At 36.0% G+C, this 26,220-nt stretch carries 19 protein-coding genes and 1 pseudogene; 7 read left to right on the top strand and 13 right to left on the bottom strand.

Annotation, left to right across the window (positions count from 1 at the left end):
* Positions 1 to 24 precede the first annotated feature (24 nt).
* From IR022_RS03240 to IR022_RS03200, 9 genes and pseudogenes are all read right to left on the bottom strand, one after another.
* On the bottom strand, positions 25 to 429 hold the full coding sequence (locus IR022_RS03240) for a hypothetical protein (protein ID WP_050710050.1): 405 nt from the start codon (positions 427 to 429) through the stop codon (positions 25 to 27).
* 12 nt (positions 430 to 441) lie between these two features.
* Positions 442 to 1,179 (bottom strand): bifunctional demethylmenaquinone methyltransferase/2-methoxy-6-polyprenyl-1,4-benzoquinol methylase UbiE, encoded by a 738-nt coding sequence (gene ubiE, locus IR022_RS03235; RefSeq protein WP_194202567.1) that lies wholly within the window; start codon positions 1,177 to 1,179, stop codon positions 442 to 444.
* Between the two features lie 101 nt (positions 1,180 to 1,280).
* Complete coding sequence (locus tag IR022_RS03230; protein ID WP_050710048.1) at positions 1,281 to 1,469, bottom strand: hypothetical protein; 189 nt, start codon at positions 1,467 to 1,469, stop codon at positions 1,281 to 1,283.
* Entirely contained in the window at positions 1,466 to 2,032 is a 567-nt protein-coding gene (locus tag IR022_RS03225) for a zeta toxin family protein (protein WP_050710047.1), read from the bottom strand. The genes IR022_RS03230 and IR022_RS03225 overlap by 4 nt, the downstream gene beginning before the upstream one ends.
* Positions 2,033 to 2,368: 336 nt before the next feature.
* On the bottom strand, positions 2,369 to 3,313 hold the full coding sequence (locus IR022_RS03220) for a phosphoribosylaminoimidazolesuccinocarboxamide synthase (protein WP_194202566.1): 945 nt from the start codon (positions 3,311 to 3,313) through the stop codon (positions 2,369 to 2,371).
* A 354-nt stretch (positions 3,314 to 3,667) separates the two neighbouring features.
* Positions 3,668 to 4,636, bottom strand: a complete 969-nt coding sequence (locus IR022_RS03215) for a PhoH family protein (protein WP_194202565.1) — start codon at positions 4,634 to 4,636, stop codon at positions 3,668 to 3,670.
* A gap of 148 nt (positions 4,637 to 4,784) precedes the next feature.
* Positions 4,785 to 6,626 carry a RagB/SusD family nutrient uptake outer membrane protein gene (locus IR022_RS03210; RefSeq protein ID WP_050710044.1) on the bottom strand — a complete coding sequence of 614 codons (1,842 nt, stop codon included), beginning with the start codon at positions 6,624 to 6,626 and terminating at the stop codon, positions 4,785 to 4,787.
* A gap of 83 nt (positions 6,627 to 6,709) precedes the next feature.
* A pseudogene (locus IR022_RS03205) lies at positions 6,710 to 9,765 on the bottom strand (SusC/RagA family TonB-linked outer membrane protein).
* Positions 9,766 to 10,281: 516 nt separating this feature from the next.
* Positions 10,282 to 11,661 carry an MFS transporter gene (locus IR022_RS03200; RefSeq protein ID WP_194202564.1) on the bottom strand — a complete coding sequence of 460 codons (1,380 nt, stop codon included), beginning with the start codon at positions 11,659 to 11,661 and terminating at the stop codon, positions 10,282 to 10,284.
* Between the two features lie 179 nt (positions 11,662 to 11,840).
* Between IR022_RS03200 and IR022_RS03195 the strand changes: the two genes are divergently transcribed.
* The 3 genes from IR022_RS03195 to IR022_RS03185 all read left to right on the top strand — a co-directional run bounded on the left by IR022_RS03195 (position 11,841) and on the right by IR022_RS03185 (position 15,637).
* Positions 11,841 to 12,626 carry a hypothetical protein gene (locus IR022_RS03195; RefSeq protein WP_194202563.1) on the top strand — a complete coding sequence of 262 codons (786 nt, stop codon included), beginning with the start codon at positions 11,841 to 11,843 and terminating at the stop codon, positions 12,624 to 12,626.
* A 301-nt stretch (positions 12,627 to 12,927) separates the two neighbouring features.
* Complete coding sequence (gene hflX / locus IR022_RS03190; RefSeq protein WP_194202562.1) at positions 12,928 to 14,151, top strand: GTPase HflX; 1,224 nt, start codon at positions 12,928 to 12,930, stop codon at positions 14,149 to 14,151.
* A gap of 790 nt (positions 14,152 to 14,941) precedes the next feature.
* Positions 14,942 to 15,637, top strand: a complete 696-nt coding sequence (locus tag IR022_RS03185; protein ID WP_194202561.1) for a helix-turn-helix transcriptional regulator — start codon at positions 14,942 to 14,944, stop codon at positions 15,635 to 15,637.
* A gap of 108 nt (positions 15,638 to 15,745) precedes the next feature.
* Here the strand turns inward: IR022_RS03185 and IR022_RS03180 are convergent, their stop codons facing one another.
* The gene (locus IR022_RS03180; protein WP_050710039.1) at positions 15,746 to 16,741 is read right to left on the bottom strand and encodes a class II fructose-bisphosphate aldolase; all 996 of its coding nucleotides are present in this window, start codon (positions 16,739 to 16,741) and stop codon (positions 15,746 to 15,748) included.
* Positions 16,742 to 17,174: 433 nt separating this feature from the next.
* Between IR022_RS03180 and IR022_RS03175 the strand changes: the two genes are divergently transcribed.
* From IR022_RS03175 to IR022_RS03160, 4 genes are all read left to right on the top strand, one after another.
* The gene (locus IR022_RS03175) at positions 17,175 to 18,833 is read left to right on the top strand and encodes an amino acid permease (protein ID WP_194202560.1); all 1,659 of its coding nucleotides are present in this window, start codon (positions 17,175 to 17,177) and stop codon (positions 18,831 to 18,833) included.
* Positions 18,834 to 19,165: 332 nt separating this feature from the next.
* Positions 19,166 to 19,744, top strand: coding sequence for a rubrerythrin (rbr, locus tag IR022_RS03170; RefSeq protein WP_050710037.1), 579 nt, complete (start codon positions 19,166 to 19,168; stop codon positions 19,742 to 19,744).
* A 218-nt stretch (positions 19,745 to 19,962) separates the two neighbouring features.
* Positions 19,963 to 21,801, top strand: a complete 1,839-nt coding sequence (locus IR022_RS03165; protein ID WP_050710036.1) for a DUF3857 domain-containing protein — start codon at positions 19,963 to 19,965, stop codon at positions 21,799 to 21,801.
* Complete coding sequence (locus IR022_RS03160) at positions 21,798 to 23,759, top strand: DUF3857 domain-containing protein (RefSeq protein WP_194202559.1); 1,962 nt, start codon at positions 21,798 to 21,800, stop codon at positions 23,757 to 23,759. The genes IR022_RS03165 and IR022_RS03160 overlap by 4 nt, the downstream gene beginning before the upstream one ends.
* A gap of 82 nt (positions 23,760 to 23,841) precedes the next feature.
* On the opposite strand, the gene creD is transcribed toward IR022_RS03160, so the two are convergent.
* From creD to IR022_RS03145, 3 genes are read right to left on the bottom strand one after another with little or no spacing between them, the layout of a single operon-like run.
* Positions 23,842 to 25,164, bottom strand: a complete 1,323-nt coding sequence (creD, locus tag IR022_RS03155; RefSeq protein ID WP_194202558.1) for a cell envelope integrity protein CreD — start codon at positions 25,162 to 25,164, stop codon at positions 23,842 to 23,844.
* Positions 25,165 to 25,217: 53 nt separating this feature from the next.
* Positions 25,218 to 25,517: a winged helix-turn-helix domain-containing protein gene (locus tag IR022_RS03150; RefSeq protein WP_050710033.1), complete on the bottom strand. Its 300-nt coding sequence runs from the start codon at positions 25,515 to 25,517 to the stop codon at positions 25,218 to 25,220.
* Positions 25,517 to 26,125, bottom strand: a complete 609-nt coding sequence (locus IR022_RS03145) for a hypothetical protein (protein WP_194202557.1) — start codon at positions 26,123 to 26,125, stop codon at positions 25,517 to 25,519. Before IR022_RS03145 ends, IR022_RS03150 begins: the two co-directional genes overlap by 1 nt.
* Positions 26,126 to 26,220 lie beyond the last annotated feature (95 nt).

Here is a 26,220-nt window from a genome sequence, read left to right as displayed (position 1 = left end):
TATCTTATTCCGAAGAATCAGAATTTACTTATAATCTTCTGGAGTTATTTTAAAACGATATATTGTCTTACCATCCAAGTTTCTGTAAATATATTCAGTTGAAATTCCATATCCGCGAATATCTTCCATTCCTGGATCATTTTTAGTCATCTCTTTTACCGAAGCAACAATTTCATCTTCAAATTGAAGTGTATCAAAAGCTGCTGTATCAGTATAAGTATAATAATGCTGTAAATCGTTATTTTTAAGAAGCACAGTACTATCTATACGAATAGTGGTATTAATCATTTGAGGAAGCTGCTTATTTATAGCGTCAACTTCAGTTTTTAATTGTTGATGAATTTTATCGCTGCCCGAGGTACATTGTACGAAAGACAATGCAACAAGAGACAATGCAGTACCAACTTTCAATAGTGATGTAAGTTTCATAATAGATATTTTTTATTTTTCACCCAAATACATGGAACACACTCCCAATGTATAAGTTTTACACTTCGCATTACGGAAACCGTTTTTAGCAAGCACTCCAACCATCTCTTTACCTTGTACAAAGGCTTCAATAGATTTGGGTAAATATGAGTATGCAGTTTTGTCTTTAGAGATAAACCGACCAACAGTCGGTATAAATAAACGAGAATAAAGCCAGTAGCCTTGTTTCATAGGGAAACTCTCGGGACTTGACAATTCGAGTATCATCAATTTACCTCCCGGTTTTAAAACCCGATGTATTTCTTTTAAGCCCTTATCTAAATTTTCAAAATTACGTATTCCGAATGCAACAATTGCTGCATCATACGAATTGTCTGCAATGTCTAACGCCATGCAGTCTTGCTTCTCGAAAGTAATTTTGTCTGACAAGCCCAATTTAGCCACCTTTTGGCGACCAACTTCCATCATCCCTTCGGAGATGTCTATACCTGTGATTTTTTCCGATCCAAGCAACCTATATGCTTCTATCGCCAAATCGCCTGTACCTGTAGCAATATCTAAAATAGATTGGGGTTTGAGATCTTTTAGAGTCAAAAGACCTTTCTTGCGCCATCCACGGTCAATACCCATAGATAGCGTATGATTCAGTGTATCATAGTTTTCTGCAATAGAATCGAACATACGTTCGACCTGAGCTCCTTTATTTTCGGAACTCTCATAAGGAACTACTTTTTCTGCCTGATATGTCATGTGTAAGTTTAAGGTCACCGACCTTTTTATTTCTTTTGATAAGTGTAAGAGGACTCTCTTAACTTATTACTGAGTAGTTCAGCAATAAATTGCCCTATTACTTAAATGACGTCTGCTGCTTCAGCTTCAACGTCGTTGCTCAATTTGCGAGCTCTGACTTTAACGATTTTACCGTTTTTCGAAAAGATGAGATTACCATCTTCTATTTGCTTTTTTTCAATTAAACGTGTATAAGAAAGACTAAGACCAACCAATAATTTGCTTCTCAAAGCCAATTCGTTACGAGTCATATATTTTTAATTTGATTTAAAATCTCTTCATTATGTTCCTCTATCATATCCGATCTTTTTCCTTCGGCTACTAAACGAAACGGATTTTCCGAATTATTAACAACCAACCAGTAATCCGCTATCGGAGTGTATAAAGTAAACAGATTTTGTGCTCCTGCTCTGTATCTCCGACGAATTACATCCTGAGGCACATGATGCCCGCCGGCTTTAACTCGGTCTTCGACTCTTTTAATAGCTAATTCAGGAGAACTGAGCCAAAAATACAACAATGTTACGAAATAACCTACTTTTTGTGCTTTTTTAATAAATGATACATACGATTTGGTTGCGAGAGTCGTTTCTATGGCGAAATCCTGTTGTAGCCTCAACATCTCCTCCATTCTCCGTATCATTATACGCCCTGCTTCGATAGAAGCTTTCTCTGGTTGAAAAGGAGAAAGTCCCTTCGCAATCTCATCGGCATTGATAAACTCTTTGCACTCGAGCATCTCTGGTAACATTGTATATGACGCCGTAGTTTTTCCGGCACCATTACAACCGGATATAATATAGAGATTTGGCATAAATTAAAGTTTTCTTGTTAAGGTCACAGACCCTCTTTTTCCTTCAGCAGTTTATCCACCAAAATTAATCATAATTGAAAATATAGCAATAAATATTTAGCCGTACTTAAGCAGAATTCAATTGCTTTTAAATAAAGGTAACAATTTACCGCCAAATACCAAATAAGGTCTAAAACCTTTTTGACACTTTAATAAAATAGGCACCAACAATAGGCACTACTGAGGAATACTGCAAAAAACATACCAGATCGTTAATAAAAAAACGTCTGTCAGAATATTTCCAAAAACAATTGGCTTATATCCGACAGACGATTTTATATCTGAAATTTACTGTGTTTATTTTTTCAAATAAGCAGTTATATTTTTCTCAATACGACCTTCAACATCAGCAATATCAGCTTTCACAAAAGGCTCGCCAACGATTTTTTCATATAGCTCGATATATCTTTCTGAAACAGAATTACAATACGCCTCTGTCATTTCGGGAATGTGCTGTCCCTCTTTTCCTTGAAATCCGTTCTCCATTAACCATTTACGAACAAACTCTTTAGAGAGTTGACGTTGTTCTTGGCCTTTAGCAAACAAATCCTGATAAGTATCTGCATAAAAATAGCGAGACGAATCGGGTGTATGTATTTCGTCAATCAGATAGATTTTACCATCTTTCTTTCCAAATTCATATTTTGTATCCACAAGGATTAATCCTTTTTGAGCTGCCATTTCAGTACCTCTTTGGAAAAGAGCTAAAGTATATTTCTCAAGTTGCTCGTATTCTTCTCTCCAAACCAAACCTTGAGCAATTATTTCTTCTCTCGAAATATTTTCGTCATGCCCCTCATCCGCTTTAGTTGTCGGTGTAATAATAGGTGTTGGAAACTTTTGATCTTCTTTCAAACCATCAGGTAAAGACAAACCGCAAAGTGTGCGAGCGCCATTTTTGTACTCACGCCATGCACTACCTGTAAGGTATCCGCGAATCACCATTTCTACTTTGTAAGGCTCGCAACGCAAACCTACTGTTACCATAGGATCGGGTGTTGCTTGCTTCCAATTAGGAACAATATCTGCTGTTGCATCCAAAAATTTGGCTGCTATTTGATTCAAAACCTGTCCTTTGTATGGGATACCTTGTGGTAACACAACATCAAATGCCGAAATACGGTCTGTTGCAATCATTACCAATGTATCTTTACCAATTGAATAGACATCACGCACTTTACCATGATATACATTTGTCTGATCTGAAAAATGATAATCGGTAGTAACTAAAGTATTTTTCATTATCTGGATATATTTTATTTTTATAAATTGGGTTCGACAAATTTACCTACAAAATCTTACTTTTCCATCTTATTGAGTAGTCTAAAACATTTTATTTCTATATTTCAGGACAACAACTTATTATTGCAATTATGCTTCTTCGAAAGCAATAAAAAGGTATGAAATCTCAGATAAGAGAATATGAAAAATTTCTACTTCTATCAACAAATAAATTCGTCCTTTGTTCTCACATAATTAGACATTTTCCGTCAATTAACGTTACTCTACCGTCTAAAGAACTCTGCCACTCAGCCTACCATCCGTTTATTTTAGGAGCTTCGTAATCCAAAATAAAACTGATAGTAATATCAGATATTACTCTTTAGACTCTGAAAACTCTTTTCGACGTCTCTCGTCTTCTTTTTCGTAGGCATCAACTATCAGCTGAACCAATTTGTGACGAACAATATCTTCTTTCGTAAATTCTATCTTTCCGACACCTTTCACTCCATCCAATACTCGCAAAGTATGCTTTAAGCCTGACATCTGAGAAGGTGGTAAATCAATCTGAGTAACATCGCCCGTTATTATCATCTTCGCATTCATCCCCAAACGGGTAAGAAACATCTTTATCTGATGTATGCTTGTATTCTGAGCCTCATCCAGAATAATAACGGCATCGCTCAAAGTACGCCCACGCATAAATGCAAGAGGTGCTATCTGAATAACTTTATTCTCAATATATTCTTTCAGCTTGGCGGGAGTTATCATATCTTCCAAAGCATCGTAAAGAGGCTGTAAGTAAGGATCAATCTTATCCTTCATATCTCCGGGAAGAAAGCCCAGCTTTTCGCCGGCTTCTACTGCGGGACGGCTCAATATAATGCGTTTGACTTCTTTATTCTTTAAGGCTTTTACAGCAAGAGCAATAGCCACATAGGTCTTCCCCGATCCTGCCGGTCCTAGGGCAAATACCAAATCGTTTTTCTGAAAGGCATTTACCAGCTTTTGTTGGTTCTCATTACGTGCCGAGATAGGTTTGCCATTCATCCCGAAAATAATCAGATTATCTTGCTTTACCCCCTGTGGAGATTTCCCTTTTACAATATCTATTATATTATCTTCGGTAAGCATATTGTGGTCTACACAGAACAACTCTAGATCTCTCATCTTCTCTTCAAAGAAAGGAATCTCATCAGCATTACCAATCACCTTTATAATATTACCACGGGCAATTATACGTAGTTTAGGAAATAGTGTTTTTAGTAATTGCAGATTACCATTATTGGTACCGAAAAAAACGGCAGCATCTGCATTATCGAGTACAATTATTTGTTCTATCATCTAATTTTTATTCAATTTGACAAAAATACAATTCTTTCTTTTTATATCGCAATTTATCCAGACTATTATTTTGCTTTATATCAAGACACATACACATACAAAAAGAGCCTTTAAATTAAAGGCTCTTTGTTTTTGGAAGAAGTATGTTTTAATATCCCGGATTCTGATAATAACCTCCACCACCTTCGAGTGTAGAAGTAAATGTTGTAGAAATAGGACGTAATGCATATTCTGCATGGTAATACTTCGCTAAATCAGGGTGCGTACTTTTCAGATAACTATCGTCTTTGAGCATACCTGTACGTTTCAAGTCGTAAAAGCGGCTGTCTTCTCCACAAAGTTCGCGAGCACGCTCATCCAATATAGTGCGGATAGTAGGCATCTCGGTTAATAACTTTGCTCCGGCACGAGAACGAATCTTATTGATATATTTTGCAGCATTAGCTCCACCCGATACATAAAGATCGGCTTCGGCAGCAATAAGATATATATCAGCCATACGCATTATCAAAACAGCATTGAGATTACCGTTACGTTTTTGCGAAGCATTAGCTACAAAGTAATTGCTACTGTTATGCTTTGTTAGAGATGGATAGAAATAATTAAATAAGTTCTCCGAATTTCCGTTAGTAACATAACCTGCTGACGGATTTACATACGAATAGGTCATATTAATATTCTTATTCGCATCATTATAAATATCCTTATAATCAACTAATAAGTAAGGTACTTTATGTTTTTGAGCAACTTCCGCGTTATAGTCTGCATCCTGAGGCATTACAAACTTGATTGCCAAACTACCCAAAGCTAGTGAATTGCCAAGCACAGAAGCTTCTTTATCATATTTATTCACTGAGCCCTTATCCCAAGTATACTTCTGATTGGTTTTCCATTCTGTTTGGAATGAATGATGGAATCGAGGATCAAGTGTTCCATCTTCTTGCACATACAAACTCAACAAATGTTGTGTAGGCATAAAAATTCCCGGTTGGTTTCCACCCCATTTCAAACGGGTTTCCTGATCGTCTACCATAGCTCCGAAATTAGGAACCTTACAGTAGAAATACTCATTGTTACGGTTCAATCTATAATTACCATTGCTCGATCCATGACCGTCGCCTCCTGCATACCAACGGTGTTTCCACAAAGCCTCTTTGTTTGTCCAGTTATTAGCCTCTTTAAACACATCTTCGTAAGATGGATAGAGGTAAGCATTATATTTACCACCTCCTCCTTCAGCATCCTCTATCAACATTTGAGCATATTTAAGAGCATCAGCAGCATATGCTTTAGAAGCATCATATTCTACCGTTTGCAAACAAGCCCTAGCCAGAAAACCCAGTGCAGCTTTTTTAGTAGGACGAGAAGTGGTTGAATGATCTCCAACGGGCAACCATTTAAATGCAAATTCGAGATCAGGGATAATTATATCCTTATATATTGTCAGAGGGTCGGTTCTTTCCGGATGAAAGTCTATCCCTTTAGCCGGTGAGGTAATTGCTGTTACACCACCAAATTGCTCTACTGCATTAAAATAATATACAGCACGCAAAAAGTAGGCTTCTGCAACAACTGCATTTCTCAACTCTTCGGTCTTGTATGGAGGTTTGTTTGCATACTCAATTGCAATATTGCATGAGCCTATTCCATCGTAAGTGCCATTCCACCAATTATTGGTATAGGTTGTATTGGGCGATGCTCCTGCAAAATACCAGAACCATTGAGTCCACGAGGTCGATTTGTTGGCTTGATAAGTCCACAAATCTGTGCCACCTTCCATTAAAGTAACCCAGTTATCGGTACCATAAAAATAGCGTTGCATCGAAAAATAACATTGATTGATTAGCGATTCGTATCCCTCGATAGATTCCGCAGCTTTTTCCATTGTAAATCCTCCGGGATTTTCTTCATCTAAGGAACAAGACGACAGAAACAGATTGGATATCAGAAATACAGATAGAAATGTTCGTATATTAAATATCTTTTTCATAATGATTTATCTTTTTTCAGAAGTTACTTCCGTAACATTAAATATTCATTGTCATATTATTAGTAATAAAAGGTTTGAGACCCTTAAAACGATATATTTACCCCAAACACAAGCTGTTTGTAAAGAGGAAATGAATCCGATCCGTTAGTTTCAGGATCTGTACCTCTCAATTGTTTGTCTTTTACATACAAAAAGGGATTATATGCAGTTGCATAGAAACGACACCTTTCAATATTAAATAGCTTAGGTAAAGTATATCCTAATGTAATATTTTTGACTTTGATAAATGAACCATCTCTGTATTTAAGTGCAGGCATTACTGTTTGCTCGCTTCCACTACCCGCAATAGGATAATAAGCTCCCTGATTGTTTTCTGTCCAATAATCAGCCCCCGCAATTTGATTGTTCGAACTGCCTGTTTTGGCAGAATACCATCCCAACAAATCGCTGGTTATAGTTTGTCCGTATCTTGCAGTTGCAAAAACACTTAAATCGAAACTCTTATATCTAAAGGTATTATTTAAACCTACAATAAAATCGGGATTCGAGTGTCCTAATATTTGCCTGTCTTTCTCGCTGTATTTATGTTCCCCATTGTCGTTAACCTCTTCGCCATTCACAGTAGTGACATTTGGCACAGTTGCAATTTTCACCCATCCCGGTTTCACACCGTATTTAGCCAATTCTTCGGCTGATGCATTTGTTCCCCAGATACCATCATATTTGTAACCGTAAACTGATTTTATAGGCTGCCCAACAAACAAATTCTCATTTATAAGATCGCCACTTGGCAGAGATTCTATTTTCTCTTTGCTCCAAGTGAAAGTTACAGTTGAATTCCACACAAAATCACGAGTCTGAATATTTCGGGTATTGATAGTTACTTCAAGCCCTTCGTTACTTGTTTCGGCAATATTTTCCCAGCTTTGCAGAGGCGATCCCCATCCAGTACTTCCGCTTGTAACGGGCATTGTACGTTTAAATAATAGATTTTTGGTACGTGTACTAAACCAATCTACCGATCCGTCAATTCTATTTTTCAAGATAGCAAAATCCACCCCTATATTCCAGTTATAAGATTTTTCCCATCCTAAGCTAGAGTTACCATAAATACCTGCATATTGAGTGAAAGGTACTATTTTGCCATCAAGACTCACACCTGCCGACGAATACGCGGATGCATTGGTAGAAGAACTATATGCACCAATACCTCCATCGTTTCCGGTTACACCATAACCTACTCTCAATTTTAAATTGTCTAACCAAGCTTTCGAGTCATTCATAAAAGCCTCATCCGAAATACGCCATGCTAAAGCTCCTGCGGGAAAACTATCCCATTTGTTTTCTTGCGAAAACCAAGACACACCATCCCAACGATTAGAGAAGGTTACTAAATAACGTCCTTTATAAGAATAGTTTAGACGCATCGCATAAGACATCTTCATATTCTGAGTAAACCTGATTCAACCCTAGCTGAAGTTCCTGCCAACAATCGGTAAAAGCTCCACGAATCGATAAACTGTCCGCTAGCTGCTGCCTTATTGCTTTCATCCTCATTTTTAAGCCACGAAGACAATACAGTTGCCGTTATATTATGATCAGTATTAAATGTCTTATTGTAGGTAAGTATGTTATCCCACATATATCTGTAACGATAGCTATTGGTAATCTCAGCATGAGGAGAGCCCGCATAAGATGGTCGGTTGGCAGTTGCTTCACTACCCCAAAACTGACCTCTGCGAGAATTATCTAAAGTTCCATTGAGAACCGTTCTAAAATTAAAATCTTTTATAGGAGTTATATCAAGATATACATTGGCATTAAGGTATGTGTTACGCGTATTATCCACAAACTGATTCTTGATAAAGTCTCCCAAAGGAGAGTATTCATCCTGAGCAAATTCGTAATTGATATCACCGTTTTCGTCATAAGCATCACCCAATGGAAAAGCCGAAATAGCTTTGGTAAAAGTATTTCTAACACCATTGTTTCGGTTAGTATAAACCATATTAGATGTGAAACCTACCTTTGCCCATTTGGCTACTTCCTGGTCGATATTTAACCGCATAGCATACCGGTTTAGGTTTTCATTTTTCAATAAACCTTCCTGACTGTCATAAGACAGAGAAGAGAAAACTTTCGTTTTAGCATTACCTGCTGACACTGAAACGTTATATTTCTGATTTACAACCGAATTACCCGAAGCTTCATCTACCCAATCGATCCATTTATTATCGTTATAAGCAGCCAATTTCGTAGCATCAGTCAAAATAGAAGACATATCAGTAGGATACTGTCCGTTTAAATATTTATAAGCTTCGCGTTGATAGTTAGTCCACTCATCGCCTTTCATACCATGATAGAATTTTGCATCACCACTAAAACCAATAAATCCGTCGAAGTTTACTCCTACTTTTCCTTCCTTACCTCTTTTGGTTGTAATCATTACTACCCCATTAGCTCCGGCTGAACCAAAAATTGCTGTTGACGAAGCATCTTTCAACACGTCAAAACTTTCAATATCCATAGGATTCACTTGCTCGTAGCTACCAATAACACCATCTATAATAAACAAGGGCGTGTTATTACCATAAATAGAGCGGTTTCCACGTAAAAGGACTTCAACATTTCCTCCTACCTGACCCGTTGTTTTCAGAATATCCATACCAGCAATCCGTCCCTGCAATGCCTCCATCACATTATTGGTTGGCGAGATGGTTATATCCTCATTTTTCACAGACGATACTGACCCTGTAAGGTCTCTTTTCTTTACCGTCCCGTAACCAATAACCACAACTTCATCTAAAGTCTCGGCATCTTCTGCCAATGTTACTGATATTGAAGTGCGGTTATTTATGCCAACAACTTGTGGCAAATAACCTATATACGAAATTCGAAGTGACCCGTTAGAAGGAGCACTTAGCACAAACTTTCCATCCAAATCGGTTACAGTTCCGGTAGTTTTACCTTCTACTATAACACTGGCTCCGATTATAGCTTCGCCCGATTTATCAACAACACTTCCGCTTACACTAACTTGCTGCTGAGAATAAGCATGTAGCGAAAACAGACAACACAATATAAACACCCAAATAGGTTTTGCGAACAATCTCTTTGATGACAGATTATTCCTAAACATGAGTAGATCAACATAGGGGTTTCTCATAATTCTTACGGATTTTAAGATTTAAAAACTAGTATAAAAAACATGATAGCTTCAGATTAAAACATCAGACCTCTATTTAATAGGTCCGGTAAAGGCAACGGCAATCTACTACCAGTCCAATATTCTTAATTGTAAGTGTTGTCTCTTAAAAAAGAATTTATTGGAAAAGAGTAATATATCCTTCAAGAATAAAGATTAGGATATTATGATTGCATGATTATAAAGTAGCTCACCTCTTGAAGAGAAATTACAACTACTATTTTTAGATAAGTTTAGGTCAAAATGATTAGATATTAGGTTATTTTGCAGGTTACATCATATTTGGTATTCTTATCTGACAGTTATAAAATTACACACACGACATTTTAAGTGTAAAAATATACACTTAATCACTTAAAAAATTATACATATTGAGATTAATCATTAAGAATTTGATCGTAGTAACACAGCAGCAAGATGGAGTAATCGTTTAAAATACAACACATTTATTTACTTTTTGGTTACAGAAGATGCATAAACACCGAATAAACACAATACCGAACAAATTATAAAAGTGATGCGCATACTATACATTAATTCGGTATGTACATCAGCCGAAAACTTAATATTTCCTATTTGCACAGAGATAGCCATCATAGCAATACCCATACTCAACGATTGCCCCACCAATCGCATTGTACCAGCCGTAGCAGAGGCAAATCCGTAATACTGTTTATCTACGGAACTCATTAAAATATTCATATTGGGAGAAGAAAACACACCGAAGCCAAACCCAATTAAAACAAGCAGCCCAATAATGTAATAAAAATTCGTAGTCTCGCCTATGAAACACAACCCTATCAGCCCCACAAAGATAATAAACATGCCCAATGTCGCCAAAAACGAGGAAGACATTTTATCTGACAATTTACCCGAAGCAAACGATACGACAGCCATCATAAGAGATTGCACAATAAGAATAAGCCCAGCATCGCGAGGCGATAACCCTCTTACGTATTGTAGATATAAACTCAGCATAAAGGAAATAGCAAAAGTTGCCGAATAGTTTATCAATGCCGATATGGACGAATACTTAAACACCTTATTTTCCAAAAACACTCTGATATTAAACACAGGATTAGCCTGTTTTTTCTCATAAACGGAAAAGAACAGAACAATCAATATTCCTACAACAAGTAATACAAAGCCAGAAACATCTGGTAGACTCGCAAAACCATAGATAACAGCCGATAACCCCAAAGCATACAATATAGAACCCGTTATATCAAATTTCTGCTTTACATCTTCTTTCCAATCCTCTTTAATAGCAAAGAAGGTTCCGATCAAGACCAGAAGTGCAATGAATGCAGAGACATAAAATATACTCTGCCAACCTAGATATTGAGTAAGTATTCCACCAAGGAAAGGTCCCGCAGCCAAAGCAAAATAAACGGTAGCTGCATTTATCCCTAAAGCTTGTCCTCGTTTCTGCAAAGGAATTGCCGACATAAGAATTGCCGCACTTGTTCCAAAAATCATAGCACTACCAATACCCGATAAGAAGCGATAAACAATCAAACTTTCAACAGAAAAGGCCAAACCACTTAAGACTGAAAATAAAATAAAGAGGATAAGCCCCCAAATGAATACTGTTCGCCGTCCGATCATATCAGCCAATTTTGCACAAGGAATCTGAAAAATAGCAGTGGAAAGCATATAGCTGGTAGGAATCCAACCCGACAAGGTAGCATTTACAGAGAAATCATCATTAATATAAGGCAATGCCAGATTTAGTGCCGACCCCATAAAGGGTACTAATGAGGAAGAAAGACAAATAACGAACAATATGGCATTCGCATTTGCCTTTGATTGTATATTTTCTGTTGTCATATATATTTATCTCTTATGGAATTTATATTTAATTTGTCATCTATATAATAGAAAGCCTAATATACACAGAATACAAATATGAGTAAAAATATCAACATAAACTTACGAAAATAAAGTCACCTTATCCTCTAAAGAACAATATCCAGGACATCAAAATAGTATAGAAAAAACATCCTGCCATGAAAAGTTATCTAATAATAATCTCTATTGTCATATTTCTATTGAATCCCACAAAAACTTTTTCCACAGCACAGGCTCCCGATTATTTAATATACAATGGAGATACTCTCGCTATTTTTTCGAATCCACTTGAAACCTATTTTCAACAGCATTTAAACATTAAGAATCCATTCTATGAACTGCCTCTTTTATCCACAGGATGCTGGCGAGGATATATCGCTTACTGGGAATTGAGAAACGACAGTTTATTCCTAAAGGATATTTATAGAGATGAGATTAAATTTGATATTACACAAGTAATAACAGACAGAGATACCAATAATGGTGTTTTTGCAGATTGGGTTAATCAGGATATACCTCACCCCTATGGAAATTTAGTTTACTACATACACGATGCTTATCAATCGATTTATGAATTCGAAAAAGTATTTCACCTCGAAGCAGGTATCCTAAAAAGTACTATAATATACGACAACTCTAAATCTCGAAGATCAAAATATATACTAAATTCAAACTTGCTAACCAAGTATATAGAAGACAATATCGATTACTCGAAACTTCCAAAAATAGAAAAACCGATTCGTGTAATTGTCAACATAACAGGCTCTGATAATAACGGCAAAATAAACGAAGCAGATATCCCCCGAAAAAGGAATGATATTTTTGATGAAGAAGCTATTCGTATAATAAAGTCAATACCCAAATGGGATGTAATATACAAAAGAGGCCAGCGCTATCAACAAGCATGGTTGATTCCTGTTATTTTTAAGCCACAAGAAAAATAATTGATAATATAATAAACCTTCAATCAAGATCAACTATTATATGTAATCTAAAAAAAAATGAAAACTACTAACAGCATAGTTATCAAATAATAGTTCAAGGTATATTATCTTTTTACTACCTTTGCAAACTGTATTCACTAATAATAATTGACAATGAAGTTTAATTTTCCAATTTAGTAGAAGTAATCCACCCAAGCGATTACACAAGGATAAGATGCGAATCTTGTCGCTACACAGCTTTAGATATGAAAATATCACACAATAAAAACAGTCAATTAACCACGTAAATTAAGTAAGATAGATGATCGATTCAATGATATTAAGTGTAAAGAATCAAAAGGCGATTCTGGTAGGTCTTATCACACAACAACAAACCGAAGAACAAGTAAACGAGTACTTGGACGAATTGGCGTTTTTGGCTGAGACCGCAGGAGCCGAACCAGTGAAGAAATTTACACAAAAACTAGAACATGCAAATGCCGTAACTTTTGTAGGAACAGGAAAGCTACAAGAGATAAAGCAATATATGGAAGAAAACGAAATCGGATTGGTAATTTTCGATGACGAACTTTCGGCAAAACAAATTCGCAACATTGAGCAGGAACTACAAGTTAAGATTCTGGACAGAACCAGTCTTATTCTAGACATTTTTGCCATGCGTGCCCAAACCGCATATGCAAAAACTCAGGTAGAGTTGGCGCAGTATCAATACCTCCTACCTCGTTTGACTCGTATGTGGTCTCACTTAGACAGACAGCGAGGTGGTGGTGCTATGATGCGTGGTGTGGGTGAAACACAGTTGGAGAGTGACCGCCGTATTGTTCAGGATAAGATTGCCGACTTGAAAGAGCAATTAAAATCCATAGACAAGCAAATGATTGTTCAGCGTAAGAACAGAGGCAAGATGGTACGTGTAGCGCTCGTTGGATATACCAACGTTGGCAAATCTACTATGATGACTATGCTTAGTAAATCTGAAGTTTTTGCAGAAAACAAACTCTTTGCCACACTAGATACAACGGTACGTAAGGTTATCATAGATAATCTTCCCTTCTTGTTATCTGATACAGTTGGATTTATTCGCAAGCTGCCTACTCACTTGGTAGAGTCGTTTAAATCGACACTCGATGAAGTACGCGAAGCCGATCTTCTTGTACACGTAGTAGATATATCGCATCCTAATTTTGAGGAACAAATAGAGATTGTAGAAAAAACTCTTCTGGAAATAGATGGTGAGGAAAAAAATACAATTCTTGTTTTCAATAAAATAGACGCATTTACCTACGTAAAAAAGGACGAAGACGATTTAATGCCCGCAACACGAGAAAATATCTCGCTAGAAGAATTACGCAAAACATGGATGGCTAAGCTAAACAACAATTGCATATTTATATCGGCTACCAACAAAACTAATGTTGATGAGTTGAAGCAAATGTTATATGACCGAATTAAAGAAATTCATATAGAACGTTATCCTTACAACGACTTCCTATTTCAGAAGTACGACGAAGAGGAGGAGATATAATTATTATATTCCTGAAAAAAATCAAAGAGGTAGCTATTCTAAAATAGCTACCTCTTTTTTGTAGATAACATCCCTATTAATATAGGACTTGATTATTAATGAAAAAAGAACACTTTTGATTATTCTAAAGAAAGAAACAGCAGAGTGTAATCACTACACCCCGCTGCGTACATAGTTATGCTTTGGTAAATTATATTTTAAAACAACGACGATAGAATCATTTACCACACAACCACCTTTATTTACTACTAAATACTATATATATTTTTTAGAGCTATTCTTACACACTCATATTAAGATAATCTACATCTCCTAAAAACTACTTTTTTAGTAGTTAAAACACAAGATATACACCAATCATAGTCAAAAAAACATCTCTTTTAAAAGATTCCAGGACTATAAAAGCTCAAAAAAAATATTTTATTACTATAATTTTCTCCCCTTCTGTTACAAATATAAACTTTTTCGCATAACAATACAATATTTTTAGTAAATCTCACAGTATTAAATATACTACCTACAATAATAATCAACATAAACAACTATAAACAAGACACATAACAACAAAAAAAACTACTCATTTATTCGCAAACAAATCAATAAAAAAAATAATAAATAGATAATAAAGATAAAATAAACTCCACACACAAGCAAAAACAACTAAAAAAAGAGTAGCCACAGCGATAATAGACGTTAACAAATGAAACAGTCCTCATTTTATAGTTTGATTATTTTTTACTAATTTTGTCGAGATGTTAATACCACAACTAAATAAAATGAGAACTCCCGTATGCATTTAACAACTAAAGACAGAGTACTTCAATTTATTGACTATAAAGGAATAAGCAAAACCGTATTCTTAAACGAGACCGATATCAAACGGGGTTTTCTCGACAAAGACAAGTTAAAAGCCAGCGTTTCAGATATACTACTCGAGAAAATAATCCAGACATATCCCGAAATAGACTTAGTATGGTTAATAACCGGAAAAGGAAATATGTTAAAGAAAGGACTGGTTCACGGCAAAGGAACCATTGACAGTTTCGAGTCACAAAGCTACAACGAATTCCCTCCTGTTCCTGTGTATACTTTGGATGCTATAACAAATTCGAGCCATCCCGTTTATAGTGGACCTAAAGATGCCGAGTCGGCATTATTGATACCCCACATGCCCAATTGTGATGCCGCCTTATACATTCACACGGATACTATGTATCCTATATTAAGAACAGGTGATATTGTATGCTACAAAAGAGTTACAGATGTAAGTAATATATATTGGGGAGAAATGTATGTGATGGACATATCGAGACAAGAGGACGAAAATTATCTTACTTTAAAATACATACATAAATCAGATATAGGAGACGATTACATAAGTCTTCGTAGTCATAACCCTATATATCCGCCTCAGGATATATTAAAAAGCAATATAAATCGCATGGGGTTGGTAAAAGTCTGCATACGCTATAACTGCCTAGTTTGACAAAAGAAATAAAGAACAACAAACACTCCAATTAAGACCGTACCTAAAAAATGAAAGGGTTTCAAATAAATTTGAAACCCTTTCTCTATTTTAAATGTACTTCTACAATTATGCTTTACCTGCACTACCTAGTACAGCCTCGATTTTGTGTTTGTACAATTTCTTCATGTTATCACGAGCTGGTCCAAGATATTTACGTGGATCGAATTCTTCTGGTTTAGTTGCAAAAACTTCACGAACAGCAGCAGTCAAAGCTAGACGGCTATCTGAATCGATATTGATTTTACATACAGCAGAAGCAGCAGCTTTACGCAATTGTTCTTCTGGAATACCGATAGTATCTTTCAATGCACCACCGTATTTGTTGATAAGAGCAACTTGATCTTGTGGAACTGAAGATGCACCGTGTAATACGATAGGGAAACCTGGAAGTTCTTTTTCACAAGCTTCTAATACATCAAAACGTAAGGGAGGTGGAATTAATACACCATTAGCATCTTTAGTACATTGTGCAGGAGTAAACTTGTTAGCTCCGTGAGAAGTACCAATTGAAATAGCTAAAGAGTCACAACCTGTTTTAGAAACAAAGTCAACAACTTCTTCTGGTTTTGTATATGTATGGTGTTCTGCAACAACATCATCTTCAACACCTGCTAAAATACCTAGTTCGCCTTCAACAGTTACGTCAAATTGGTGAGCGTATTCTACTACTCTTTTAGTAAGAGCAACGTTTTCGTCATATGGAAGGTGTGAACCATCGATCATTACTGAAGAGAAACCTGAATCGATACAGTCTTTACAAGTTTCGAAAGTATCACCATGGTCAAGGTGAAGTACGATTTGAGGATTTTCCCAACCTAAACTTTTAGCGTACTCAACAGCTCCTTGAAGCATGTAACGCAATAAAATAGGGTTAGCGTACTGACGTGCTCCTTTAGACGCCTGAACGATAACTGGCGATTTTGTTTCAGCTGCAGCTTGAACGATAGCCTGCAACTGCTCCATATTATTAACATTGAACGCAGGAATTGCATATCCGCCTTTTACTGCTTTTGCGAACATGTCTCTTGTGTTAACAAGACCTAATTCTTTGTAACTTACCATTGTTTTAATTTTATTATAATAATTATTGATAGAATATTTATTCTTTAATACAAAAGTAAAAAATAAATATGAATAAACTAGCTTTACGCAGATCAAAAATTGAGATTTAGATACCCACTTAACCTATATTTAATACTCTTTTCGGAACCTAATAATATACCACATTAATGGTATTGGTGTTTTATCCTACAATCTTCATCTTTGTATCAATCTATCTATTATAACAGAAAACGGAGAGCAAAGTTCAATAGGAATGCACCTCTCCTTATGAGCTATTTGATAATAAAGGAGTTAATAGGACTCATTACATCCACAACTGTAAAGAATGAAGGTTTCAAACCTTTCATTCCATAACGAGGTATAACCGAGCTATTCGTCAGAATTATAAAACAGAGAAAAAGAAACAGTTGTTGTTACTTATATTATATTAATTATGAGCCTGTTTATTAAGAAATCTATTAGTACACTCGTTAATGAAGCCGATGACAGAGGTCAACACACGCTCAAAAAGACACTTGGCCCATGGAAACTCATAGCATTGGGAATAGGAGCCATTATTGGAGCAGGGCTTTTTTCGGTAACAGGTAATGCCGCAGCCGACCATGCAGGATCAGCCATCACCATATCATTTATTATAGCCGCCGTAGGGTGCTGTTTTGCAGGGTTGTGTTATGCTGAATTTGCATCCATGATACCCGTTGCCGGCAGCGCATATACCTATTCATATGCTACTATGGGACAATTCATTGCATGGATCATAGGCTGGGATCTTGTTCTTGAATATGCTGTTGCATCAGCCACCGTTAGTATAAGTTGGAGCCGCTACTTTGTAAAACTACTCGAAGACATAGGTACATTCTTACCTCCCGAACTCACCTCCTGCCCTTGGGATGGTGGTATCGTAAATTTACCCGCTGCTTTTATAGTTATCATAATGAGCTTTATACTCATCAGAGGCACGGGAAGAAGCTCAACCATAAATACGATCATAGTAATTCTTAAAGTAATTATTGTACTTGTATTCATCATAGTAGGCTGGAAATATATCAATAGCGAAAACTACACTCCTTACATCCCCGAAAATACAGGGACTTTCGGAGAATACGGTTTCAGCGGTATTATCCGCGCTGCAGCCATTGTTTTCTTTGCCTTCATCGGTTTCGACGCAGTGAGCACAGCTGCTCAGGAAACCAAAAACCCGAAGAAAAATATGCCAATAGGAATACTAGGGTCACTACTCATATGTACCATTCTATATATCTTGTTTGCCCATGTTATGACAGGGGTAGCACCCTACCTCAGCTTCAAAGGGCAAGATGGAATTGCTCCTGTATCGGTAGCCATAGATCATATGGGTAGTGTAGATGCAAACGGAGTATTTCAACCTGCCTATCCATGGCTAAACAAAGCCATATCGATAGCCATATTAGCAGGATACTCGTCAGTTATATTAGTAATGCTCTTAGGACAAAGCCGTGTCTTTTACAGTATGAGCAAGGATAAACTGTTACCATCGGCATTTTCTAAAGTTCATCCCAAATATCGCACACCCGTAAACAGCAATCTACTGTTTCTTGTATTAGTAAGTGCATTTGCAGCGTTTGTACCTGCTCGTGTTGCAGGTGAAATGACAAGTATAGGTACTCTCTTAGCCTTCATTATTGTATGTACAGGAATACTTGTTATGCGTAAAACGATGCCCGATGCACCCCGTGGATCCAGAACACCTTTAGTTCCTCTAATTCCTATTTTAGGTATTATCACCTGCCTCTTCATGATGGTATTCCCTCCTTTCGATACATGGATTCGTTTAATCGTATGGATGATCATAGGACTCGACATATACACATGGTATGGGCGTAAGAATGCGAATAGAAACAAAGAGATATTCAGTGATAGAGAGAATAACATCCTCAATCTATCCAGCATTGCCTTATCCGCTGTATTGATTATTATTTCGGTATGGCATCAATACGCAATAGGGCTAGACCAAGACAAAACATTGACAGGCTTTGCAATAGTATTAGGCACAATTCATATCATCATTTTTGGATATAGATTAATACTAAAAGAGAGTAAAAAAATTCAATAAAAAGATGACATATATGACTACCATTCACAGACATCTCTGAGAAATAAAGCTCTCAAGGCTTAACTTAGAACTATTATAAATTAGCTCTAAAATAGAAACACTTAAGTCCTGCTAATCGCCTGAATGAGTAGGACTTATTTTTCTCTCCAAGAAAACATACTTTCCAATATAAAAAACATACTTTTTTGTTCCATGCTAAATTGGTAAATTTGTAAGTATCAACTAGAAAGATCCAAGAATGTTTATGATAATTGATAATATCATAATACTAACTGTACGCCTTAAATAAGAGACACAACAGATCAACTAAATAAATTAAACTATCAAGAATCATGGAAAAAAGTATCAAAGGTACAGAAACCGAAAAATGTCTTTTAACCTCATTTGCAGGTGAGTCTCAAGCAAGAATGCGTTACACTATGTTTGCAAAAGCAGCTAAAAACGAAGGATTTGAGCAAATAGCAGCCATTTTTATGGAAACTGCCGAACAAGAAAAAGAACATGCTGAACGTATGTTCAAATATCTTGAAGGTGGAATGGTAGAAATCACTGCCTCTTATCCTGCAGGAAGAATCGGTACAACCGCTGAGAATCTAATTGAAGCTGCTGCTGGAGAGCATGACGAATGGGCATCAGAATACCCTAAATTTGCTGATATTGCAGAAGCTGAAGGTTTCAAACAAATAGCTGTTATGTACCGCATGATTGCTAAGGTTGAAAACATGCACGAAGACCGTTACAAAGCTCTTTTAGCTAGAGTAGAAAGCGGAGAAGTATTTATGCGTGAAGAACCTATCGAATGGCAATGTATCAATTGCGGATTTGTAATCAAAAGCAAAACTGCACCAAAACAATGCCCTGCATGTTTACACCCACAAGCATACTTCGAGCCACTTAAATGGAATTTCTAATTTAAGTAGTGACAACTAGACATAAAAGTTTGCCCTTATCCTTTGGATGGGCAAACTTTTTCTTTTTACAATCGATATAATATTACGATAAAGAGTATATTTGTAACAAATTTTAAGATTTCAGAATCTATTTACAGTTTAGCTGAGTACTACGACAACTATTTGCTATAACATTGATAGAATCAGAAAAAATTCTTACTTACTTAATCTTTGTTTACATGCGGTTTATTTTAGCCTTATTTCTTCTATTACCATTTATCAATATAAATGCGGATGATGACGTTTTTTCAAGTGAAATTATTAATTACATTTCTCATCGACAAGTAAAAGACGGTAAATTAATAATTAGTGACACCACTACCATCCAGATAAACAATAGAGACGGAGACAGTGATGCCGAAATACGAATACCTTACTCGAAAGGAGATAAACTCTCCATTGGAGATGCGTGGATTGAGGACATGTCTGGCAATATCATTAGAAAACTAAAAAGTAAAGAAATATTAGATAGGAGTTCTATTTCACATATATCACTCTATGAAGATGATTTTGTAAAAGAATTTGAATTAAAACATAATCAATACCCATACAAAATTGTATACTCCTATAAAATTACTTTAAACAAATTCTTCCAGATAGCATCTTACGATTACAGAAACAGAAGTCGGAAAACAAATAATTCGATAGTTATAGTTGAAACACCCGAAAACCAACCTATAAAATACAGGCAGAGAAATATTGATACACCTAAAATAGAAACAGCGGCTAAAACAACACGCTATATCTGGCAGTTTAGCTACGAACCCTTAACCAGAGAAGTCAACGCATCTATTAATAACAGCAAGGCTCCTTTATTAGAAATTGTACCTCTCAACTTTATATATGGAGTAAGCGGAAATTGCGAAAATTGGCAAACCTTCGGAAATTGGATATATCGATTAAACGCAGGTAAAGATATTTTACCCGAATCCGAAACAAAGAAAATAGATGAACTTCTCAAGGATGTAAAAGATGACAAAGAAAAAGCAAAGATACTATACCGCTATTTACAGGATTACAATCGCTATATCAATGTAAAATTAAATGTAGGTGGATTGCAAACACATTCGGCAGAATACGTTGCAACCAACCGATACGGAGACTGCAAAGCTCTGACAAATTACATGCAGGCAATACTCAAATACGCAGGAATAAAATCATATTATACCCTCATCAACTCGGATGACCGAGTGGAAGACATCGACCCTGACTTTGCCTCTCAAACCTTCAATCACGCCATACTTACTATTCCATTTAGCAATGACACTACGTTTTTAGAATGTACGACCAATAACCTCCCTTTTGGATATGTTCATGCATCTATTCAAAACAGAAAAGCATTATATGTATCTGAGAACAATAGCCAACTCATTACAATTCCTGCCCACAGTCCGCAAGATGTGTTATGCAGCCGCAATATAATAAGCCGATTAAACAATGATAATTCGGCTAGAACTGAAATTCTAATAACCCTACAAGGGGAAGAATACGAAGCTGCTAATTACATATCTACAAACATCAACAAAAACACGGTTGACAAATATATCCGTAATAATATACTTCAAGGATCGTTCGATCTAATCAATTTCAACTTCATAAAAGCCCCCCGTGATAGTGCTAAAATACAATTGCAGATCGAATCTAAAATGCACAACATTTATAAAAAATTCGGAAATAATATATCCATAACTCCCTATTCTCTAAAAATACCCTATTACGAGAATGCAGACAAAAGGACTCAAGACTTACAAATAGATCTCCCTGAATACTATGAAGATAGTTTGATTTATGAGATTCCGAATACTACTATAAATAAAATACCATCAAACATACAGATAATAACTCCCTACGGACATTATCGTTTACAGTTCGAGGCAAAAGACAATCAACTTTTGGTTCAAAAATCGATACTTATAAAAGCCGGTAATTATGCATTATCCGAATACGGGAAATTCCAGGAATTTATCCAGCAACTTAGAAATATTGAAATAAAAAATTATTATATCGAAGTACAATGAAAACACTAGTCCTATGTGTTCTTGTGGTTATAGTTCCACTCATCAGCAATGCTCAGGAAAAATACTCGGAAGAATATGGCAAAGTTACGCAGCACGAAATCTCGATGACTGAATACGCGCCCGATCCCGAAGCCGAAGCCGTAGTTATATACGAGATTGGTACTAATTATTTTCAAGGAGACGATAATCGCGGCTTCCTTCTTCATAAAGAGAGAAGAACCAAAATTAAAGTACTGAAAGCTGCCGGAACAGAGTATGCTAAAATAGAAATTCCTTTCTACACAGATAGTAGAAACGGCGAATCGGTAATAGATATAGAGGCTACAGTATATAATCTGGAAAATGGCAAGCCTACAAAAACGAACCTCGACCCTAAGAAGATATTCGAAGAGAAGATCGACAACGATCTTTCAGTAAAAAAGATAGCACTCCCAGATGTTAGAGAAGGTTCCGTTATAGAGTTTAAATACCATATTATTACTCCTTTTTTCTTTAACATGGGTACATGGGCTTTTCAAAAGAAAATACCCGTCATACACAGTCAGCTTATTTACAAAGCAATACCTTATTATGAATACACTTATATAATGCGAGGTACTAAAGAGTTTCACGAATTTGATTCTGTTACAAAAAATCATGACATACACTTTGGGTCACTGTTATACCAAGAAAAAATTTACACATTTGGAATGAAAGATCTTCCTGCTTTTAGAGACGAAGAATTTATCAGTGCCGAAGAAGATTATATGATAAGTATAAACTTTCAGGTATCGAAGATTTATTTCGCCAGCGGAAGTAGTCAAAACTATATATCAACATGGCCTGCTCTTTGTGATGACTTTTTGAAAAAAGATAACTTTGGAAAATATATAAAGAATAGTGAGAAAGAAGGTAAAAAACTACTGCCAACACTAAACCTTGACAGCAAGTCGCAGCTTGACCAAACCATAGAAATCACTCAGTATGTAAAATCTATGTACAAGTGGAATGATGTAAACAACAAGTTTGCAGAAGACAAATTATCCGATTTTCTAAAATCTAAAAGTGGCAACTCTGCAAACATCAACCTATATCTTATAGGTCTTCTTAAAGCTGCAAACATAAATGTTAATCCTCTTGTCTTGAGCACCCGTAATCATGGAGGAGTAAGTAAAAGTCACCCGTTTCAACAGTTTCTCAATTACGTAATTGCACAAGTAGAAATAGATGGAAAAACCTATTTTATAGATGCAACCGAACCTTTGCGTTATTTTGATGAATTACCTACCCGCTGCACCAATGTTGAAGCATTGGTTGTCAAGCCAAAAAACGAAGAATGGGTTATTACAACACAAAAAGAGGTTGCCCGCACAAGTAAAGCATTCAAGGTAAAAATTAACCCTGACCAACAAACTCTAGATATAAATATAAAATATACACTGTCGGGGCAAGATGCCTATCAGTTCCGTAATATATATGAGGGTAAAGATGATAACTTAGTTAACTACTTTAAGAAAAACAACAATGTAAATATTGAAGATAGTCTGATCACAAACGATTACAAAGAGCTGAACAAACCTTTCAGCTTCTCCTTTCAGTCAAGTACAGGATTCGAAAAAGCATCAGATAAGTTATTCATAAGCCCTTTCTGCAACTTGTCAGTTTCAGAAAACATATTTAAGCAAGAAACCCGTACACTTCCTATCGACCTAATATATCTGCGCAATGCAGATTATACATCGGAAGTTGAAATTCCTAAAGGATATAAAGTTGAATATTTACCTAAAGAACTAAAACATGATAGTCGCTTAATGTCTATCAAATATTCAACTAAGGTAACAGATAATAAAATAGAAGTCACAGCAGGCTATTTCTTCAATACCAATCTATATGATGCTAAAGACTATGTGCGTCTCAAGTATTCGTATGCAGAAATAATCAAACAATTCTCAGATATGATTGTATTCGTAAAAGAATAATAACTTCAAACATTTACTAAAGCATCTACATAAAAAGAGAGTCGGACTAAATAGTCCGACTCTCTTTATTTATATAACACCTTTAATCCAAAGATTTGTCTATCCTCTCATCATCTTTATACCAATTGATATTCCGTGAAACAAACATCACAATAGCCAAAGCTACAAACAATCCGATACTACCTAATAAGAGTGCCATATCCTCTAATTGAATAACCACATATAAGAATATATACAATGCACTTAAAAACAACCCCATAAATAAAGTCTGCTTTCTCGATTTAAATATAGAGTGAGAATATGCCGTAATAAGCATAACGATAGCCAATGCTGAAACCAGATACGACCAATCAAAACCAATATGTTCTGACAACGCCAGCAAGAGACTATAAAACAAGACCAGAGCAAAACTAACCAATAAGTATTGAACAGGATGTATTCGTTTCTTACTCAATATCTCAACCATAAAAAACACAAGAAAAGTAAGAGCTATAAACATGATGGCATACTTTACGGCACGCATCGTTTTCTGATAATGATCGATAGGTAATAATAGATCTAAACCCAACTTAGTGCTACCAAATGAATCGTTTTTACCCACCCACATCTGAGTATAGCTTCTATTATAATCAAATATGTTCCACTGAGCATCAATACCCTCTTTTACATCTGCCTTTTCAGTAGGCACATAATCACCCGTGTATGCTACGGATTTCCATGTAGAATTAAGATGCACGTTTGTTTGCTTTCCTACGGGAAGAAAATGCAGCCCATCGGTGCCATTAAGTACCAGATCGAAATCAAAATTGTAACTTTTCCCCATGTCAGCAGCAGCCAAAGGCATTCTAATCATCACACCCGACCTTATTAAATCGTTATCTGCTACATTTGCTAAAATCTCCTGAGGATGTCCGTTTATATTAAACATAATCTTATTTTTCACCCCTTGAAGGTTAGATATCCCCATAACAATATATGCTTCATCCCACTGAATAAGAGCCTCATTGAGATCTAAACTCTTATAGTCTGGAAATATAAATTTTCCCTCGAAATGCATCGTAGATTGATAACTCAGAATCTTCTGTATTCCTCTAGTTCGTTCCTCGGGCTTAATATCCCCCGTCACATTATATTCTTCGGGTAAACAATACACAAAACTTGGAGCTGCACTTCCAACGGCTAAACTCTGTTTATACGGAAGCACCAAAACCGGCCCCGTTAACAATTGTCTACCACCCCACCTATCACTCATCTCCGTTTGTTCTGCCACTTTATTATCTTCACGCTCTGTAATGAGAGACCTCACCATTCCGATTGGGATTAGCATCAATAAAGTCAATATAACTACTATTACAATTTTTGTAGTTAAAGCCTGATTCTTGAAAAAATTCTTTGTTGTTTCCATTTCTTTCTATTTTAAAAGAACTTTGAATTTCAAAGTTTATAAGTAAAAAATTTTTATGTTAAAGGATTAATTAGTTTTTCGAGTGCGTCAATATGTTCCTGAAATAGTTTTCTACCTTGGTCGGTAACACTATACGAGGTATTAGGTTTCCGTCCCACAAACTGCTTCTTTACAACTATTACTTCTTCTTTCTCCAAAGCCTTAAGATGACTTGCCAGATTACCATCGGTTACTTCGAGCAATTCTTTCATTGTATTGAAATCAACACTATCATTAACCACCAACACCGACATAATACCCAAGCGTACCCGACTATCAAATATCTTATTTAGACCTGATATTATATCTTTCATTATCCATTAGCTTTATCTGATTTAGCATCATATTTCATGTACATCACAATGCCATATACAATATGCAGTACACCAAATCCAATTGCCCACAATAACAGACCATTTCCGATAAATACGCCCGCCAATAAACCTAATACAATTTCGCAAGCTCCCAATATTTTAATATCGCGATATGTTCTCGCTCCAGCATTAATCAACGCAATTCCATAAAAGATAAGCATTGCAGACGCTGTCATCCCAAAATAGCCTTGATATACCAATATCAGACTGAACAAACCTCCTACAACAAGGGGAACTCCTGCATCCTTAATTAATTGGACGGTTACCTGAGTCCAAAACTTGGCTCCTATCTTTTTAGCCTTCCTTGCAGAAAAATATATGCCTGCTGAACATGCCACAACTAAAACAATAGTAGCTAGAATAAAAAGATCAAATAACAAAATGCCTGTAAGAGTAAAAGAGCCTTTCATTATAAGATAAGCAAGATAAGCGCCACATAAGGCTACTAAACCTGCTATTACTCCCGAAATTCCGCTCAATGAAAGGAATTTGGTAGAACGTTCCATAGTAGAACGGATATATCTTAAATCATCCATATTGCGATCCATATACTTTTCACTTTGAATTACAAAGTAGGTTCTTTATTTTGAATTCTGCAACAAAAACCAACTCTTTTTTTTCTAAAAAAGAAAAGCAGCAGAAA

The organism is Dysgonomonas sp. GY617, from assembly GCF_015233815.1.
In the GTDB taxonomy this organism is placed as follows: Bacteria; Bacteroidota; Bacteroidia; order Bacteroidales; family Dysgonomonadaceae; genus Dysgonomonas_A.
This window is presented reverse-complemented; position numbering and strand designations above follow the sequence as displayed.

Bases quoted from the DNA above. Each gene is read 5' to 3' on its own strand.
- IR022_RS03150 (WP_050710033.1), bottom strand. From the start codon at position 25,517: ATGAAAGATATAATATCAGGTCTAAATAAGATATTTGATAGTCGGGTA.
- hflX (WP_194202562.1), top strand. From the start codon at position 12,928: ATGATCGATTCAATGATATTAAGTGTAAAGAATCAAAAGGCGATTCTG.
- IR022_RS03240 (WP_050710050.1), bottom strand. From the start codon at position 429: ATGAAACTTACATCACTATTGAAAGTTGGTACTGCATTGTCTCTTGTT.
- IR022_RS03180 (WP_050710039.1), bottom strand. From the start codon at position 16,741: ATGGTAAGTTACAAAGAATTAGGTCTTGTTAACACAAGAGACATGTTC.
- IR022_RS03220 (WP_194202566.1), bottom strand. From the start codon at position 3,313: ATGAAAAATACTTTAGTTACTACCGATTATCATTTTTCAGATCAGACA.
- IR022_RS03165 (WP_050710036.1), top strand. From the start codon at position 19,963: ATGCGGTTTATTTTAGCCTTATTTCTTCTATTACCATTTATCAATATA.
- IR022_RS03195 (WP_194202563.1), top strand. From the start codon at position 11,841: ATGAAAAGTTATCTAATAATAATCTCTATTGTCATATTTCTATTGAAT.
- IR022_RS03210 (WP_050710044.1), bottom strand. From the start codon at position 6,626: ATGAAAAAGATATTTAATATACGAACATTTCTATCTGTATTTCTGATA.
- IR022_RS03185 (WP_194202561.1), top strand. From the start codon at position 14,942: ATGCATTTAACAACTAAAGACAGAGTACTTCAATTTATTGACTATAAA.
- creD (WP_194202558.1), bottom strand. From the start codon at position 25,164: ATGGAAACAACAAAGAATTTTTTCAAGAATCAGGCTTTAACTACAAAA.
- IR022_RS03230 (WP_050710048.1), bottom strand. From the start codon at position 1,469: ATGACTCGTAACGAATTGGCTTTGAGAAGCAAATTATTGGTTGGTCTT.
- IR022_RS03225 (WP_050710047.1), bottom strand. From the start codon at position 2,032: ATGCCAAATCTCTATATTATATCCGGTTGTAATGGTGCCGGAAAAACT.
- rbr (WP_050710037.1), top strand. From the start codon at position 19,166: ATGGAAAAAAGTATCAAAGGTACAGAAACCGAAAAATGTCTTTTAACC.
- IR022_RS03200 (WP_194202564.1), bottom strand. From the start codon at position 11,661: ATGACAACAGAAAATATACAATCAAAGGCAAATGCGAATGCCATATTG.
- IR022_RS03175 (WP_194202560.1), top strand. From the start codon at position 17,175: ATGAGCCTGTTTATTAAGAAATCTATTAGTACACTCGTTAATGAAGCC.
- ubiE (WP_194202567.1), bottom strand. From the start codon at position 1,179: ATGACATATCAGGCAGAAAAAGTAGTTCCTTATGAGAGTTCCGAAAAT.
- IR022_RS03145 (WP_194202557.1), bottom strand. From the start codon at position 26,125: ATGGATCGCAATATGGATGATTTAAGATATATCCGTTCTACTATGGAA.
- IR022_RS03160 (WP_194202559.1), top strand. From the start codon at position 21,798: ATGAAAACACTAGTCCTATGTGTTCTTGTGGTTATAGTTCCACTCATC.
- IR022_RS03215 (WP_194202565.1), bottom strand. From the start codon at position 4,636: ATGATAGAACAAATAATTGTACTCGATAATGCAGATGCTGCCGTTTTT.